Genomic DNA, 15,978 nt, shown 5'->3' with positions numbered 1-15,978 from the left:
CAATATACAAGTGACCTACAAACTATTTTCTGTCAGACTAAAACTGGCAGAAGTGGTTTGTAGGTCGCTTGTTTTCATTATGGCTGGTGAGACAGGTTGGCGCTTGATGTTTGTTTTAATATTGCAAATCAAAAATGGCGATACTTATTTTACTGAAAATTAGTTCCCAATCTTCTCGGGTTAATTCTTCTTCTAAAATGTAAATTCGGTCAATTTCTTTTGGTAAATCAAATAAGGGATAGTCAGTAATCACAATATCACAACTAGAAAAATCGGTTCGTTCAAAAATAATATCCTCACTAAATGCTTGCTTGATTTTCATCATAATAAAGCTAGCAATGTAAAAATCGCGAGAATATGCAACACCAATTTTAATTTTTTTGCGGGGACTATAGTGCTTATAAATTCGTAACAACAATTCACATGTCCAAATTGGGTTCTCCTGATCCTTAAATCTTAACTGATAAGGGGAATGCGCTGAAAAGTTTTGATAAAAAGCATAAATTTTTTTCTGTAAATCTTTTTGATAAGTACTATTTTTATTGACTAAAAAATCTAGAATCGCGGTATTTGGTTGCTGTGAAATAAATAATTGGTTATAGATAATATTTTTAAATAAAATAAGTAAGAAGTAATGACGATCAAATTCACGCATTTTTGGAATTTGAAAAACTTCGCAAAAATTGGTTAATAAAGAATCAACGTAGAAATATTCTGGGCAAGAAATTTCATTTAGAGCAGCCAGTAAATCTTTGGCTCGTTTTGCTGAATCAAAATTATCAATGGCAATGGGTGCAATGATATCTACAACCCGCTGTTGATCTTCTGAAAAATTTGATTGGGAACAAAAAATAGTTTGTTTTGAGTCTGAGAAAAGCCTTAAATAAGGATGTTCTTCAAATTCTTTTTGGAGATCATCTTCACAAGTATATGGAAAGCGATATTTTGCGATGTGTAAAAGTAAATTTAATTTTAGTAGAGAAGCGTGTTCCAAGCGTTCAAGAATTTCTGGTTTAATATGTTGCGTCAGTATATCTTCAAAATAAGTAGAGGTATAACGTGGTAAGGCTAAGGTATTTAAAAAGATGGTCCAGTAGACATCAAGAAAAGCATATAGGACTTGAAATTCAGAACCTGTAATCACTTTACTCGCGGAGGGGGAAAAATGGACGGAAATTCCATACAAACCAAATAGTTTATTAATGTTATTTAACCGTTTGTAAATGTAAGATGAGCTAAAATTAGTTTCTTGACTCACTTTCCAGACAGAATTGTTTTCTTTTTTGATAATTGCTTGAAAAAGAATGAAGTCAGTAGAATGGACACAGTAATAATTAAATAATAAAAAATAGTGGAAAAGAAAATCATTGGAAGTCGTATGTAATGAAATTTTTCCGTGATGGATCTGAATCTCTAAGGTATTTTCAGGAAGGGTTGCTAAGTCTTCTTGAATTTCACGAAGATAAATTGATAAATTTTTAGTAGAAAGATCGAATTTTCGGGCAACACTAGATAAATCAAGGTTCGTTTGTTTTGCTAAGTATAAAAAGACAGCCAATTTTTTTTGTGTTTTCTTTGAAAGTAAAAATGTTTTTATGGCATCTTGTGTTTTGATGAGACTCACTCCTTAGTAATAACTTCTCTTTTATTATAATAGTTCGCCTAATAAATTGTAATAAAAAAGAACAATTCTCATTGGTTTATGAGAAAATAACAAGATATTCAGCAGGAAAACACCTGTGTCAGTCGACACAGGTGTTACGATGAGCAAAAAGAGCGGGTTCTTTTTTTATCAAATAATTTTCCAAAGTGACATGATCAACTAAAGAATCAATCACCCCTTCTTTAGAAACTGAAAATCCTGCAGCCTGAATTGCTATTTGAATGGCTGCTTCAGTCGGATAACCTTTCGAAAGATAGGAGGCGAGCGCGCTGATAAAGCTGTCACTGGCACCAGTACTATCCACAGCTATATTTTCTGTTGCAGGGAAATAGTGGCACACTTGGGGTGTTTTTAATAACACGCCTTTTTTTCCTAAAGTAACAATGACATTTTTTACGCCCATTTCTAAGAAGTACGCCGCTTTCTCTTCTAATGTACCAGTATCTGGTTGAAGTTCCAATAATTCATCTTCATTGGGAATGAAAAAATCAACCTTTTCTAGTATATTCACTGGAATATGATGAATAGCAGCTGGTTTTAAAATAATCGGTACGCCTGAATGTTGGGCAATTTCACAAGCTTTCTCTACAGCAGACAAAGGAATTTCTGTTTGAATGAGACAAAAACTGGCATCCATAAATAGGTGTTTTTGCTGTGCGATTTTTTTAGGTGTAAGCGCTGTGTTTGCACCAGGTAAGATTGAAATCATGGAGTCGCCGCTTGTCTCAACATAAATATAAGCTTGACCAGTCTCAGTATCTTGAATACGTGTGATACCATCTGTCGTAACGTGGTATTTTTCTAATTCTTTATATAAGTAATTCGCATCTGTGTCTGAGCCTAAACAACCAATTAAGGTGGCCTGATGGCCCAGTTTGGTTAAGCCAACAGCTTGATTTAATCCTTTTCCGCCGGGGAATTTAGCATAGCTAGACAAAAAATTTGTTTTGCCGTTATGTGGTAAATTTGTTGAATACAGATAATTATCAACGTTTAAACTACCCACTACAATCATTTTGCTATGTGGATTAACACTAGACATGCCTAATGTATTTTTGTGATCTAGCACCAATTTTTCAGTCTCGTTAATCAAGGCTGTTTTTTCTTTGCGTTTGTTAAGCAATAATAAGGCTAACTGGCTGCCAAACGTCTCTGTGTCTAATAAGACGGAAGAAATATGATCAGGTAAAAATGAACGATCAATTTTTCGCTTAATTGCGAGTAAAGAGTAATTATCGGGGGTTCGCAAACCGCTCTGCTTTAAAAGCTGTTCCAAAAAAACAGCCTGGGTATAGTCATCGGTAAGGATACCCGTAATCCCATCTGTGATAAGCTGATTACTGAAATCAGCAGGGATAGTAGTTAAAATATTTTCTTTACTAAAGGGTAAATTGACATCAAACAAGGCTTTTTTATAGCCTGCAATAATTGCTTCTTTATATTTTGGGTTAGTGACGAAATAACTAATTTTTTTATGGTTATTCTGTAATAATTCTTGGGTTAAAACATAACTAGCTTCTTCATAAAGCCCCGCTAGAGAAGGTAATTCGTTAGTTGAGTGATTGACGAAATAGTAAGGAATCGTTAATTCTTCTATAAATTTCGCGTATTGTTTACTGTTTTCATTGATTGGGTCCCAAATAATGCCACTGGCTTGTTTTAAAGTTGGCGAGGTAATATTTTTCAGTTCTTGTTCTAAACTACCGTGACTATTTAAAATCAAGCAGTTATAGCCATTTTCTTGAGCTTTATCAATAAAGCTCGTAACCCAAGCCTCAAAAGTTTCATGGCTATTTAATAATAACACGAAGGTTTTTGTAGTACTATTTGTGACGAGATTTGCTGAGTAAGGTGTGTAGTTGTAATCTCGAACGATTTTTAAGACACGTTCACGGGTTTCTTTACTAATAGTTTGATCTTTATTATTTATAATTTTGGATACAGTTGAAGCGGAAACGCCAGCTAATTTTGCAATATCTTTAATATTCATCATTTTCGTCCTTTCACTGAACTCTTTTTTATAGTAAGCATTCTAAAAGCAGAAAGTCAAGAAAAAGCCTAATTATTTATTATTTAGAAATTCTGCTTGACTTTTAATGAAAGCGCTGTTAATCTCAAGTTAAGAAAACGTTTCCGGAAATGTTTTTCCTAAATGTGAATGGAGGAAGAAAAATGGATACAAAGAAAAGACCGATCATTATTGATACGGACCCAGGAATTGATGATGCTGTAGCTTTAGCGATTGCACTGAATCATCCTAACCTAGAAGTTCGCTTAATAACGACGGTTGCAGGGAATGTAGATGTAGAAAAAACAACAAATAATGCCTTGAAACTTGTCGATTTTTTTGGGAAAAAGGTTCCTGTAGCCAAGGGGTGTAATTGTCCGTTACTTATTCAATTGGAAGATTCTGCTGAGATTCATGGGGAGACTGGCATGGATGGCTTTGAGTTTCCGCAACCTATCTCTACGTGTTTAGATATTCATGCAGTGGAAGCTATGCGAAAAGAAATTCTGTCTAGTGATGTTCCTTTGACCATTGTTCCAATTGCTGCATTAACGAATATTGCTTTGTTACTGACCCTCTATCCAGAAGTCAAAGAAAATATTGCAGAAATCGTCATGATGGGTGGCTCATTAGCAAGGGGAAATACAAATACAAGTGCCGAATTTAATACGTATGTCGATCCACACGCTGCACAAATTGTTTTCCAATCAGGTGTCCCGATAACAATGGTAGGATTAGATGTTACAAGTCAAGCTGTGTTAACGAATCATGAAGTAACAGCTATCAGAGCACTTGGTAGAGTTGGGGAAATGTTTTATGGTCTTTTCCGTCATTATAGAGGCGGCAGTTTAACTACAGGTTTGAAAATGCATGATGTCTGTGCGATTGCCTATTTAACTTCACCAGAACTATTTGAGACAACTGAAACGTTCATTGAAGTTGCTTTGGAAGGTCCAGCTGCGGGAGCTACTGTTGCGGATTTAAAAATGAAGTATCATAAAAACACGAATGCCGTTGCCTGTATAGATGTAAATGTTGAGGCTTTTCAAAAATGGGTTGTCGAAAAAATGAAAGCGGTTAATTAACTGAAGGAGGATAAGTATGATTGAAAGTTTATTGGTATTGGTCGTTTTAGTTGTTGTAGCCTATTTGATTGTAAAAAATTATCATCCCGCACTCAGTTTAATTATTGGTGCGCTTGTTCTACTTGCCTGTGCATGGATGTTAGGACATCCCATTTATCCTGCAGGGGAAGGAACCGGTTTTGGATTATTTGATATTTTCTTGAAGTTTAAAGATACAATTATTGCACAAGTGAGTTCAGCAGGAATTGTAATTATGATTCTTTTTGGTTATTCAGGCTATATGAATGCAATCGGGGCCAATCAGATGGCTGTCAACTTTTTGGTGAAACCATTAATGAAGATTAAACGTAAATCGTTATTTGTCCCTGTAGTCTTTTTAATTGGAAATTTAATGTCACTAGTAGTTCCTAGTGCATCAAGCTTAGCGATTATTTTAATGTCTATATTATATCCGATGCTAGCCAGCATGGGGATTTCATCATTAACTGCTGCAGGTGTGATTGCAATGACGGCAACTATCATGCCAACACCTTTAGGCGCGGATAACGTAATCGCCGCAAATACCCTTGGTTATGATGTGTTAAATTATGTTGTATGGAATGCCAAAATTTCGCTGCCATCGTTATTAATCATTGCGGTGGCACAGTACTTCTGGCAAAAATACTGCGATAAAAAAGAAGGCGAGGCTGCCTATGTCTCATTAAATGAAGAAGGCTTAAGCAAACAAAAAGAATTTGATGTTCCTAAATTTTATGCAATATTGCCAATATTACCGCTATTATTAATTGTTGGAGTGGGAATCGCAGGAATGTTTGTCAAAGGAATAACGATGGATATTTTTGTTCTTACATTTATTTCTTTCTTCATTGCGGTATTGGTTGAGACGCTTCGCTTGAAATCTTTTAAAAAGGTTCAAGATACGGCTGTCGAGATGTTTAAAGGAATGGGGCAAGGGTTTAGTCAAGTCGTGATGCTTGTCGTAGGCGGTTCATTATTCACGTCTGCGATTCAAACGTTAGGAATTATTGATAGTATTATGGCATCTGTCGAAGCGTCAAGTTCAGCAGGAATCGTTACGACCTTAATTTTCAGCGGTGCAACGACCCTTTTTGGAATTTTAAGCGGTGGTGGACTGGCAATGTTTTATGCGGTTATCGAACTAATCCCTGGGATTGCCGAAAAAGCTGGGATTGATGGTATTTTAATTTCCTTGCCAATGCAGATGATCGCGAATTTAACTAGAACGATTTCTCCTGTAGCAGCAGTTGTCATGATTGTCGCATCAACAGTAGGAGTTAGTCCCATCAGAATTTTAAAACGGACGAGTGTACCGACCATCATTGGCATTATTAGTGTGATTGTCTTGTCGATTCTATTGTTACCTTATTAAGAGAATAAACAATGAAAATTAGAGTGGCTGATGAGAAAGAGTTACCGATGATTCTTCAATTTTTAACAGAAGTAAAGGCATACATGGATGTTGTGGGCATTACACAGTGGACAAAGGACTACCCTTCTCAAGAAGACATCCAAGAAGACATTACAAAAAAACGGTTGTATTTGCTAGTGCACGAAGAAATGATTTTTTCAATGGCAACGTTCTGTATGGAGCAGGAACAAGACTTTGTTTGGTTAAAGCGTTTTGCAACTTCGCCTAATTATATTGCTAAGGGTTATGGCAGTTTGTTGTTCCATGAATTGGAGAAACGAGCAGTCTGGGAAGGAAGACGTAAAATGTATGCTCAGACTAATCATACAAACCATAGAATGATTCGATTTTTCGAAAGTAAAGGGTTCACAAAAGTTCATGAATCTTTACAAATGAATCGCTTAGACTTTGGCTCTTTTTATTTATACGTTAAAGAATTGGAGAACCAATCCATCGTTTAAAATAAGAAAACAGGGAGCGTGGGACAAAAATCACTTTGGATTTTTGCTCCACGCTCAAAAACTGATAAACGGCGGGAACAAAAGCAACTCCTTCGGAAATAAGCCGAAATTCTCCAAAAATTAAAGAACAATTTTCGGAAATTCCTTCTTATTTCTCGGAGTTAAACGCTTCTGTCCCGACCTCCTGTTATTTTCCAAGGAAATAGTCAACTTAATTATACAAATAAAACACAAACACATTCGGGAACGGCAACATCTTTTTGAATCATTTCTAATAAGCCTGTTTCTTGGTTCCGACGATAAAGTGTTAAGTTATCAGAGTCTTGATTAGCGACAACAACGAAATCTTCAGAAGGATCTAAATCGAAATCTCTCGGAATATCGCCTTCTGTTGAAATTAATTGAATTCGTTCAATCGCTTCGCCATTTTCTGAAACAGCATAGACAGCAATTGAGTTATGGCCACGGTTTGAAGCATAAAGGAAACGGCCATCAGAAGAAATACGAATCGCAGCACCACCATTAAACGCATCATAATCAGCAGGTAAAGTAGAAACTTTTTGTAATTCAGTGAAAGAACCATCTGTTTCATCATATGAAAGAACTGAAACAGTGCTATCTAATTCACCAAATAGATAAGCCAATGATTTTGTTGGGTGGAACACTAAATGACGTGGACCAGTCCCTGGCTCAGTCACGAATTGAGCGATTTCAGAAAGCTTTCCATCTAAGCTAACATTATACGTATACACACGATCGGTTCCTAGATCACAGACGACTAAGCGTTGATCAGGTGTTAAATCTGTGTAATGAACATGGGCATTGTTTTGGTTTTCATGAGGACCAGTTGGCTCTGTATGAATCACTTTGTCAGCATCTTCCAAAGAACCATCTTCTAAGATACGATACACGTGAACGATACCTTGGTGATAATTTGCTGCATAGACAAGTTGTCGGTTTTCGTCAACAGCTACATAACATGGCGGCGCACCTTCCTCAGTTACTTTATTCAATAAGTTAAAATGGTCCATTTCTGGTTGATAAGCGGCAGTGCCACCTTCACCGTCAACACTAGTGACGCTAAAAAGTTCGCCCTTTTGACTCAGAGCAAGATAGGTAGGACTCGTTTCTTCTAACAAAAGTGTCGCTTCTGTTAAACGACCTTGTGTCGTATCTAATGCAATTTTATAAATGCCTTGGCTGGCTCTTCGAGTATAGGTACCTAGTAAAATTTGTTCTAACATCACAATTCCTCCAATTTGTTTCAACACAATCACTTTTTATGAAAGTGCTTTTATATAATGTAGTATACCATAAGAAGTCTAAGAACAATAAAACTTTCTATCTGAGATGTTCGCATTTTAAAGTGGTTTGTGCTATTATGATGAGAGACTGTGATGACAGTCATTTTTTGATTTTTAGAGGGGTGACGAACATGTACGACAATACGGATAATAACGGGACCGTTCGTTGTTCATTTTGTGGGAAAACACAAGAAGAAGTAAAAAAAATTGTTGCTGGTCCGGGTGTCTATATTTGTAATGAATGTATTGATCTATGTAAAGAGATTATTGATGAAGAATTTTATGATGAAGCAGTCCGAGAATTAACGGATGTGCCAAAACCCCAAGAAATTTTAAATGTTTTAAATGAATATGTTATTGGACAAGAACGTGCAAAACGCACACTTTCTGTTGCTGTTTACAATCACTATAAACGTGTAAATCAATCAGAAACAGCTGCAACTCAAGATGACGTTGAATTGCAAAAAAGTAACATTTGTTTAATTGGACCAACAGGTTCAGGTAAAACTTTCTTGGCTCAAACGTTAGCAAAAACATTAAATGTACCTTTTGCAATCGCTGATGCGACCAGTTTAACAGAAGCAGGTTATGTAGGGGAAGATGTTGAAAACATCCTTTTAAAATTACTACAATCTGCTGACTATAATGTTGAACGCGCGGAAAAGGGCATTATCTATATTGATGAGATTGATAAAATTGCCCGTAAGAGTGAAAATGTTTCGATTACTCGAGATGTTTCAGGTGAGGGTGTTCAACAAGCCTTACTAAAAATTCTTGAAGGAACAGTTGCAAGTGTACCACCACAAGGGGGCCGCAAACATCCACATCAAGAATTTATCCAAATTGACACAACGAATGTTCTCTTCATCGTTGGTGGAGCATTTGATGGAATTGAAACCATTGTTAAAAACCGCTTAGGCGAAAAAACTATTGGTTTTGGTAAAACTAATTCTGCTTTAAATGAAGAAGAAAGCATCATGCAACATATTATTCCAGAAGATTTATTGAAATTTGGTTTAATTCCAGAATTTATTGGACGCTTACCTGTAATGGCTGCGCTTGATAAATTAACGAATGATGATTTGGTTCGAATTTTAACAGAACCGAAGAATGCCTTGGTGAAACAATATCAAAAATTATTGTCTCTTGATGACACTAAATTAGAATTTGAACCAGAAGCATTAAAAGCCATCGCAGCCAAAGCCATTGAACGTAATACTGGCGCACGGGGACTTCGTTCAATCATTGAAGAAATTATGATGGACGTAATGTTTGATGTTCCTTCAGATGAAAGCATTGAAAAAGTTATCATTACTAAAATGGCCGCTGAAGGTACAGGTAAACCAACAATTATTTATAACAAAAAAGATAAAGAAGCTGTATAAGATTGAAGCTGAAAACAGCTCTTTCGGCGGATCTCCGAAAGAGCTGTTTTTGTTAAGCTTTTGAATGAAAGACTGAACAGAAGAACGGAGGAAAACAATGAACGTACATAATGCAGAAATCGTGATTAGTGCGGTATCCCCTAAACAATATCCTGAATCTCAGTTACCGGAGATTGCTTTAGCTGGACGTTCGAACGTTGGGAAATCATCTTTTATTAATACCTTGATTAATCGTAAAAATTTAGCAAGAACTTCAGGTAAACCTGGTAAAACGCAAACGCTAAACTTTTATTTAATTGAGGATGCCTTACACTTTGTGGATGTTCCTGGCTATGGTTATGCCAAAGTTTCTAAAACAGAACGTGCGAAGTGGGGAAAAATGATTGAAACGTATATCACGCAACGTGAGCAGTTACGTGCAGTCGTTTCTTTAATTGATTTACGTCATCCGCCGACCCAAGATGATATCCAAATGTATGAATTTTTGAAATACTATGATTTGCCAGTTATTATTGTGGCAACTAAGGCAGACAAAATTCCGCGGGGCAAATGGAACAAACACGAGAGTGTCATCAAAAAAGCCTTGAATTTTGATAAACAAGATGACTTTATTATTTTCTCTTCTGAAACAAAAGAAGGAAAAGAAGCAGCTTGGACAGCAATTGAAAAATTTCTATAGAAAAAAACAAGCAAAATTACTCTTTTGCTTGTTTTTTTGCTTCTTCTTTTTTTACTTCTTGTCGTTGTTTTGCCAGTTCTTCAAGAGGTACTTCTTTCTTTAATGGATCAACGGCGAAAGAATCGAAGAGTTTATCTAAGTCATTGGAACGTTCAAATTTTAATCCCATTTACTAAGCCTCCATTCCTTTTTTTATAGTGTAGCACGTTTTTTTTCATTTGGATAGCAACAGAAATGTAAGAATTCGTCATAGGTGCACCTGGTGTAATTTCTCGTAACTAAGACTTGCCAAACATGAAAAAACAAGCTATTCTTTAGTAAGAATTAGTTAGAAAGAAGGCACTTTATGAAAAATCCGTTAATCGGCGGTGTTCGTTTTTATCAACGATTTATTTCTCCAGGATTGCCTGCACGTTGTCGCTATTACCCAACGTGTTCACAATATATGATTGATGCAATTCATACACATGGAAGTGTCAAAGGAACAACGATGGGGGTAGCACGGATTTTACGATGTCATCCTTTTGTTAAAGGCGGCATTGACTATGTTCCGTTGAAATTTCGCTTGACGAAAAATCCTGATGAGACCTATCATGGACCGTATACGTATCGAAGAAATAAGAAAACAGAAGTAGAAAAGGATGGATAAATATGGCAATTTTAGCATTTGATCTTGGCGGTTCTTCCGTGAAATACGGCGTTTGGACAGGCAAAGAATTAACAAATCAAGGGAGCTTTCCAACACCTGGCTCTTGGGAAGAAATGAAAGCGCATTTATATTCGGTTTATGCAGACAAAAGAAATGAGTCGATTAGTGGTGTTGCTTTTAGTTCACCTGGAGTAGTTGACGAAAAAAGTCAACAGATTTTAGGGATTTCCGCCATTCCATATATTCATCATTTTAACATTTATGAAGAATTAGAAGCGTTGTTTGGCTTACCAGTGACTATCGAAAATGATGCGAATTGTGCTGGTTTAGCTGAGATATATGAAGGCGCGGCGAAAGGAAAAAAAGAAGTGCTTTTTGTCGTTATTGGGACAGGAATTGGCGGAGCGATTTTTCGCAATGGTGAATTGTACAAAGGCGCTCATTTATATGGAGGCGAGTTTGGACTGAACTTTTTAAGTAATGGCCAAACATTCAGTGAAATTGGCACAGCTGTCAAGATGGCTCAGCGCTATTGTGAACGAATCGGAGTCGAAAAACAGGCGGTGACAGGAGAAGAAGTTTTTGAACTGGCACAACGAGGGGATGAGGTTGCTCGCGAAGAAGTCAATAATTTTTATGATTATTTAACACAAGGATTATTCGGCTTACAGTTTTCTTATGATCCTGAAATGATTGTACTTGGAGGCGGTGTTTCTGCTAAAGAAGGCTTATTAGCAGAGATTAATCGCCGGATGCTAACGCATTTACAGACCTTTGAATTAAAAGATTTTGTTCCAGAAATCGTGACCTGCCATTATCAAAATGATGCCAACTTGATTGGCGCAGCCGCCAACTTTCAAGCAAAAACGAATTGGGAACTATAAAGAAACAGCCGATTGTTATTCTCTTCAATCGGCTGTTTCTTTATTTATTTGCCTTGTCGTCAGTGCTTTCTTCTGCGTCAATCCGCGCTTGAACTTGTTGGCGTAAAGCTTCTAGTTCTTTTTCTTTCTTTTCTAATTCAGCTAAATCTTCAGAAATTTCATGGGCTTCTTCTGCTGGCTTAGGTTGTAAAAAGACGTTTAAACCAATCGCTATAAAGGTCCCAATGAATGTATCCAACACACGTTCCATTGCATATTGAAAGGAATCGCTTTGCGGAATACTTAAAGAAATCATTAAAAGTGTCGCAGTTGCAGAAATGATTCCAGCATTGTTATTAATCCCATCAGAAACAACGATGACGATAATGACTAAAAGTGGTAGTAGCAGTAATTCTACTAAGTGTTGATTAGGAAAATAATCTTGTGCTAATACATAAAGCAAAGCTAAAAAGCCACCCAATGTGTTTCCAATAATGCGCGATTTTCCAAAAGACAAACTGGTATTTAAATCTTGTCTTAGCGAAAAAACAGCTGCTAAACAGGCAATCATAGGTGAGCCACGATGGAAAAATTGAAATAAAAGAATACACAGCATGACAGCAATTGCTGTTTTTAACGTTCGCATGCCTAAACGAAATCGACCCACTATCATAAATATTCGCTCCTAAATAACTTTTCTCTTTAATGATAACCGAAATAGAGGTAAAATTACTAGAGAAAAGTGAAGAATTATTATTTTTTAAGGGGAGTATGCATGAAAATTGGTTTACGAACAGTCAAGACAGCCATTAGCGCTGCATTAGCAATGATTATTGCGGAAAAACTGGGATTACTTTATGCCCCTTCGGCAGGGATTATTTCAGTTTTAAGTGTTACTAGCACGAAAAAAACATCTGTCATGACAGGAATTTATCGTTTGTTATCCTTAGCTTTAGCAACTATTTTAGCGTATATTTGTTTTACTTTTTTAGGTTTTACAGCGATTGCTTTTGGTATTTTTTTGTTATTATTTATTCCAGCAGCTGTGTATTTTCAATTATCTGATGGTATTGTTGTGAGTTCCGTTTTGGTAACTCATTATTTAGTCGAAAAAAATCTTTCTTGGGCGATTATTGGAAATGAATTTTTATTAATGAGTATTGGTGTGGGACTAGCGTTATTAGCTAATTCTTATATGCCTGATACAGAAAAACGTTTAAGAGAAGACCAAGAAGTCATTGAAACAATGTTTCGTAAAATTTTAAGGGAAATGGCGCTACATTTAAACAACGCTGCAGGAGAGCGAAATTTGGTCATGCATTGTGCAGATTTAAAAACCTTTATTCGCACAGGCGAGACGTGGGCCAAAAATCATGCCGAGAATCAATTGCTGTCTACCAATACGTACTATTTAGAGTACTTTGCGATGAGAAAAATGCAAAGTAATATTCTAAAAAACATGTTGGAATTATTAGAAGATATTACTGTTGATGCGCAACAAGTTCGCTATATTCAACAATTATTGGAATATACGGCAGAAACATTTGCAGAGAATAATGATGGACAAGAAATTATGAATCGAATTAAGACCGTTTATGAAACCTATCGCACAAAACCATTGCCGCAAACAAGAAGTGAATTTGAAAATCGGGCGCGGCTCTTTCAGTTTTTACAATTGTTTCAGTCATTCATTCAAGTCAAAGCGGACTTTGCCAAATTACAACTAGATAAATAAACAAAAAAGAAACCTTTTTAAACAGAGGTTTCTTTTTTGTTCTCTTAAAAATTCAGGCAAGTTCTTTAGTATTCATTGAGAATGTGTTAAACTAATGAGAAAGAAAAATAAAAGGAATGACCGCAATGGATAATGCTCAAGTGAAGAGAAAACATTTCCGTTTTCCAGCGTATGATGATGAACAGGGCGTAAAATTACCAACAGATAATGAACGTAACTTATTTCAAGATGATCTGATTGGTAAAGCAATGTCTGGTAGCAGAAGAACTGCAACATCTGCCGAAGATACTAGACAAAGCACACCATCCGTCCAACAACCAACAACGAATCAATCAACTACAAATAAACAAACACAACAATTAACGGCAGCACAACAAGAGCAATTAGCACGTCATCGTTCTAATTTGCCAGACTACACAAAACATGCTAGTAAAGCAACGAAAAATAAACAAGCAACGAAAAAAAATAATAGCCTTTTTGGGACGCCAAAAGGAAATGGCTGGACACAAACGTATAAAAAAAAAGAAGTCGTAGCGAAACCAAGTAGACCTGCCGCATCACCATTAGTGCAGAAAACGACACCTTCTTATTTTGTTCCTAAATATATCCCGGCTTCTGTGATTCCTGAGGAACAGGAACCTAGTTTTACTGAAGAAGAGTTGCTAAAAGCAATGAAAAAAGATCGTCGTTCATATGTGATTCTTGATGATGAACCAACGGCTTTTCAAGTGAAAGATACGGAAGAAGATCCAACGGTGCGGAAATTTAATATTCCAACCTCAGAACCTGAGATTCCTTTAACTAGACGACAATATCAACAAATCAAACCAGACTTAGAACGTTTTGGCGAAGATGCGTTAGATTTACGTTCGCGTTCCCGTTTGAATGCCGCAAAGAAAAATGCTAAAAGTCAAACTGCTTATGGGAAAAAATTAGCTAAAGCGAATGCTCAAGTGGAGCCGGAAGCACCTGTGACAGAAGAGAAGAAAAAGGGCATCTTGGATAAACCATTAAGTGGGATGCTAGAAGATTCAAGTTCTGTATTAGAAAACAGTAAATATTTTAGTTAAGAGATGAAACTTGCATGTGGAATTGAAACATGTAAGTTTTTTATTCTGTTTTAATAGTTGATTATTTTTTTGTTTTATACGATAATGAATCTCGTATGATTGAAATTTTTTAAAAAAGGTATGTTTTATATAGTGACAGAGAAGAGGATTATAATGGGAAATCAAGAGAACAAATTATACCATTTTGTCGGAATTAAAGGTTCTGGCATGAGCTCATTAGCGTTGGTCTTACACCAAAAAGGCTACAACGTTCAAGGATCAGACGTAGAAGAGTATTTCTTTACACAACGGGATCTTGAAAAATCAGGTGTCCCTATTTTACCATTTAATGCAGATAATATTGATAAAGACATGATTGTTATTGCTGGAAATGCTTTTCCAGATACCCATGAGGAAATCGCCCGCGCCATCGAATTAGGCGCAGAAGTAATTCGTTACCACGATTTCATTGCTCGTTTTATCGAACCGTACACAAGCATTGCTGTAACAGGGTCACATGGGAAAACAAGTACGACTGGTTTGCTAGCACATGTATTAAGTGGTATCAATCCAACTAGTTATTTAATAGGGGATGGCACTGGCCACGGCGAACCAGATGCTGATTTCTTTGCATTTGAAGCGTGTGAATATCGCCGTCATTTCTTGGCTTATTCACCAGATTATGCGATTATGACGAATATCGATTTTGATCATCCAGATTACTACAAGAGCATTGAGGACGTTTTTTCAGCGTTCCAAACAATGGCTCATCAAGTCAAAAAAGGAATTTTTGCTTATGGTGATGATAAGTATCTTCGCCAGTTAGAATCAGAAGTGCCAGTTTATTATTATGGTGTCAGCGAAGAGGATGATATCCAAGCACGAAATATTCAACGAACAACGGAAGGCTCATCTTTTGATGTTTATCACAAGGATGATTTTGTAGGTCATTTTGTCTTACCAGCATTTGGCCATCACAATATCATGAATGCGCTAGGTGTGATTGCTGTGGCTTATTTTGAAAAACTTGATATGCAAAAAGTCGCAGAAGAAATGCTAAGTTTTAAAGGTGTAAAACGTCGTTTTAGCGAGAAAAAAGTCAGTGACATGATTATTGTTGATGATTATGCGCACCATCCAGCCGAAATTAAAGCAACGATTGATGGCGCTCGTCAAAAATATCCTGACAAAGAAATTATTGCTGTCTTCCAGCCACATACATTTACACGAACAATTGCCTTAATGGATGAATTTGCTGAAGCACTGGATTTAGCAGATGAAGTATTCTTATGTAATATTTTTGGCTCTGCGCGTGAAACACAAGGCGAGGTACGCATTGAAGATTTAGGTGAAAAAATTCAAAAAGGTGGACAAGTAATTACCGAAGATAATGTGTCGCCTTTACTAGATTTTGAAAATGCAGTGGTTGTCTTTATGGGCGCTGGCGATGTTCAGAAATTTGAACAAGCTTACGAAACATTACTAAGTAACACAACTAGAAACGTTTTATAATAAAAAGAAACAAAATCGGGACAGGGGTATCTGGCTTCAAAAAATAAGAAGCTGCTCCTGTTCCGTTGTTTGTTTTTAAAATCTAGCATGGTAGATAAGTTGGTTTTGTTTAAACATCCTTTAAAGACTACTTTTTAACTTGCCTTTTAAGTACAT

At 36.3% G+C, this 15,978-nt stretch carries 15 protein-coding genes; 10 read left to right on the top strand and 5 right to left on the bottom strand.

Annotation, left to right across the window (positions count from 1 at the left end; genetic code table 11):
* Positions 1-115 precede the first annotated feature (115 nt).
* Both IGL93_RS07850 and IGL93_RS07845 read right to left on the bottom strand, forming a co-directional pair.
* Positions 116-1,624, bottom strand: coding sequence for a helix-turn-helix domain-containing protein (locus IGL93_RS07850; protein WP_010775941.1), 1,509 nt, complete (start codon positions 1,622-1,624; stop codon positions 116-118).
* A 118-nt stretch (positions 1,625-1,742) separates the two neighbouring features.
* A complete protein-coding gene (locus IGL93_RS07845; RefSeq protein ID WP_010713297.1) occupies positions 1,743-3,656 on the bottom strand; it encodes a PfkB family carbohydrate kinase in 1,914 nt (637 codons plus the stop codon).
* A 146-nt stretch (positions 3,657-3,802) separates the two neighbouring features.
* On the opposite strand from IGL93_RS07845, the gene rihC reads away from it, so the two are divergent.
* From rihC to IGL93_RS07830, 3 genes are read left to right on the top strand one after another with little or no spacing between them, the layout of a single operon-like run.
* A complete protein-coding gene (gene rihC / locus IGL93_RS07840) occupies positions 3,803-4,756 on the top strand; it encodes a ribonucleoside hydrolase RihC (RefSeq protein ID WP_016616924.1) in 954 nt (317 codons plus the stop codon).
* Between the two features lie 16 nt (positions 4,757-4,772).
* Positions 4,773-6,146 (top strand): C4-dicarboxylate transporter DcuC, encoded by a 1,374-nt coding sequence (gene dcuC / locus IGL93_RS07835; RefSeq protein WP_002357150.1) that lies wholly within the window; start codon positions 4,773-4,775, stop codon positions 6,144-6,146.
* An 11-nt stretch (positions 6,147-6,157) separates the two neighbouring features.
* A complete protein-coding gene (locus tag IGL93_RS07830) occupies positions 6,158-6,646 on the top strand; it encodes a GNAT family N-acetyltransferase (RefSeq protein WP_010713299.1) in 489 nt (162 codons plus the stop codon).
* A 215-nt stretch (positions 6,647-6,861) separates the two neighbouring features.
* Here the strand turns inward: IGL93_RS07830 and IGL93_RS07825 are convergent, their stop codons facing one another.
* Positions 6,862-7,890 carry a lactonase family protein gene (locus IGL93_RS07825; RefSeq protein WP_002366856.1) on the bottom strand — a complete coding sequence of 343 codons (1,029 nt, stop codon included), beginning with the start codon at positions 7,888-7,890 and terminating at the stop codon, positions 6,862-6,864.
* Between the two features lie 191 nt (positions 7,891-8,081).
* Here IGL93_RS07825 and clpX point away from each other — a divergent pair, with 191 nt between their 5' ends.
* Both clpX and yihA read left to right on the top strand, forming a co-directional pair.
* On the top strand, positions 8,082-9,335 hold the full coding sequence (gene clpX, locus IGL93_RS07820; RefSeq protein ID WP_002357154.1) for an ATP-dependent Clp protease ATP-binding subunit ClpX: 1,254 nt from the start codon (positions 8,082-8,084) through the stop codon (positions 9,333-9,335).
* A gap of 97 nt (positions 9,336-9,432) precedes the next feature.
* Positions 9,433-10,014 (top strand): ribosome biogenesis GTP-binding protein YihA/YsxC, encoded by a 582-nt coding sequence (gene yihA, locus IGL93_RS07815; RefSeq protein WP_002357155.1) that lies wholly within the window; start codon positions 9,433-9,435, stop codon positions 10,012-10,014.
* Positions 10,015-10,030: 16 nt separating this feature from the next.
* Here the strand turns inward: yihA and IGL93_RS07810 are convergent, their stop codons facing one another.
* Positions 10,031-10,183, bottom strand: coding sequence for an SPJ_0845 family protein (locus IGL93_RS07810; RefSeq protein ID WP_002357156.1), 153 nt, complete (start codon positions 10,181-10,183; stop codon positions 10,031-10,033).
* Positions 10,184-10,360: 177 nt separating this feature from the next.
* Between IGL93_RS07810 and yidD the strand changes: the two genes are divergently transcribed.
* Positions 10,361-10,663, top strand: coding sequence for a membrane protein insertion efficiency factor YidD (gene yidD / locus IGL93_RS07805; protein ID WP_002357157.1), 303 nt, complete (start codon positions 10,361-10,363; stop codon positions 10,661-10,663).
* 2 nt (positions 10,664-10,665) lie between these two features.
* Positions 10,666-11,547: an ROK family protein gene (locus IGL93_RS07800; RefSeq protein ID WP_002365792.1), complete on the top strand. Its 882-nt coding sequence runs from the start codon at positions 10,666-10,668 to the stop codon at positions 11,545-11,547.
* Between the two features lie 40 nt (positions 11,548-11,587).
* Here the strand turns inward: IGL93_RS07800 and IGL93_RS07795 are convergent, their stop codons facing one another.
* Positions 11,588-12,199 (bottom strand): FUSC family protein, encoded by a 612-nt coding sequence (locus IGL93_RS07795; RefSeq protein ID WP_010713300.1) that lies wholly within the window; start codon positions 12,197-12,199, stop codon positions 11,588-11,590.
* Between the two features lie 102 nt (positions 12,200-12,301).
* Here IGL93_RS07795 and IGL93_RS07790 point away from each other — a divergent pair, with 102 nt between their 5' ends.
* The 3 genes from IGL93_RS07790 (at position 12,302) to murC (ending at position 15,822) form a co-directional block, all read left to right on the top strand.
* Complete coding sequence (locus tag IGL93_RS07790; RefSeq protein WP_002360063.1) at positions 12,302-13,261, top strand: aromatic acid exporter family protein; 960 nt, start codon at positions 12,302-12,304, stop codon at positions 13,259-13,261.
* A 116-nt stretch (positions 13,262-13,377) separates the two neighbouring features.
* Entirely contained in the window at positions 13,378-14,331 is a 954-nt protein-coding gene (locus IGL93_RS07785; protein ID WP_002360064.1) for a hypothetical protein, read from the top strand.
* A gap of 153 nt (positions 14,332-14,484) precedes the next feature.
* Complete coding sequence (murC, locus tag IGL93_RS07780; protein WP_002357163.1) at positions 14,485-15,822, top strand: UDP-N-acetylmuramate--L-alanine ligase; 1,338 nt, start codon at positions 14,485-14,487, stop codon at positions 15,820-15,822.
* Positions 15,823-15,978: the final 156 nt, after the last annotated feature.

This window comes from Enterococcus sp. DIV1328a, from assembly GCF_050536905.1.
Taxonomy (GTDB): domain Bacteria; phylum Bacillota; class Bacilli; order Lactobacillales; family Enterococcaceae; genus Enterococcus; species Enterococcus faecalis.
This window is presented reverse-complemented; position numbering and strand designations above follow the sequence as displayed.

Coding starts and splice junctions, on each gene's coding strand:
- murC (WP_002357163.1), top strand. CDS start 14,485: ATGGGAAATCAAGAGAACAAATTATACCATTTTGTCGGAATTAAAGGT.
- rihC (WP_016616924.1), top strand. CDS start 3,803: ATGTTTTTCCTAAATGTGAATGGAGGAAGAAAAATGGATACAAAGAAA.
- IGL93_RS07785 (WP_002360064.1), top strand. CDS start 13,378: ATGACCGCAATGGATAATGCTCAAGTGAAGAGAAAACATTTCCGTTTT.
- IGL93_RS07800 (WP_002365792.1), top strand. CDS start 10,666: ATGGCAATTTTAGCATTTGATCTTGGCGGTTCTTCCGTGAAATACGGC.
- clpX (WP_002357154.1), top strand. CDS start 8,082: ATGTACGACAATACGGATAATAACGGGACCGTTCGTTGTTCATTTTGT.
- IGL93_RS07795 (WP_010713300.1), bottom strand. CDS start 12,199: ATGATAGTGGGTCGATTTCGTTTAGGCATGCGAACGTTAAAAACAGCA.
- IGL93_RS07830 (WP_010713299.1), top strand. CDS start 6,158: ATGAAAATTAGAGTGGCTGATGAGAAAGAGTTACCGATGATTCTTCAA.
- yihA (WP_002357155.1), top strand. CDS start 9,433: ATGAACGTACATAATGCAGAAATCGTGATTAGTGCGGTATCCCCTAAA.
- dcuC (WP_002357150.1), top strand. CDS start 4,773: ATGATTGAAAGTTTATTGGTATTGGTCGTTTTAGTTGTTGTAGCCTAT.
- IGL93_RS07790 (WP_002360063.1), top strand. CDS start 12,302: ATGAAAATTGGTTTACGAACAGTCAAGACAGCCATTAGCGCTGCATTA.
- IGL93_RS07810 (WP_002357156.1), bottom strand. CDS start 10,183: ATGGGATTAAAATTTGAACGTTCCAATGACTTAGATAAACTCTTCGAT.
- IGL93_RS07825 (WP_002366856.1), bottom strand. CDS start 7,890: ATGTTAGAACAAATTTTACTAGGTACCTATACTCGAAGAGCCAGCCAA.
- yidD (WP_002357157.1), top strand. CDS start 10,361: ATGAAAAATCCGTTAATCGGCGGTGTTCGTTTTTATCAACGATTTATT.
- IGL93_RS07845 (WP_010713297.1), bottom strand. CDS start 3,656: ATGATGAATATTAAAGATATTGCAAAATTAGCTGGCGTTTCCGCTTCA.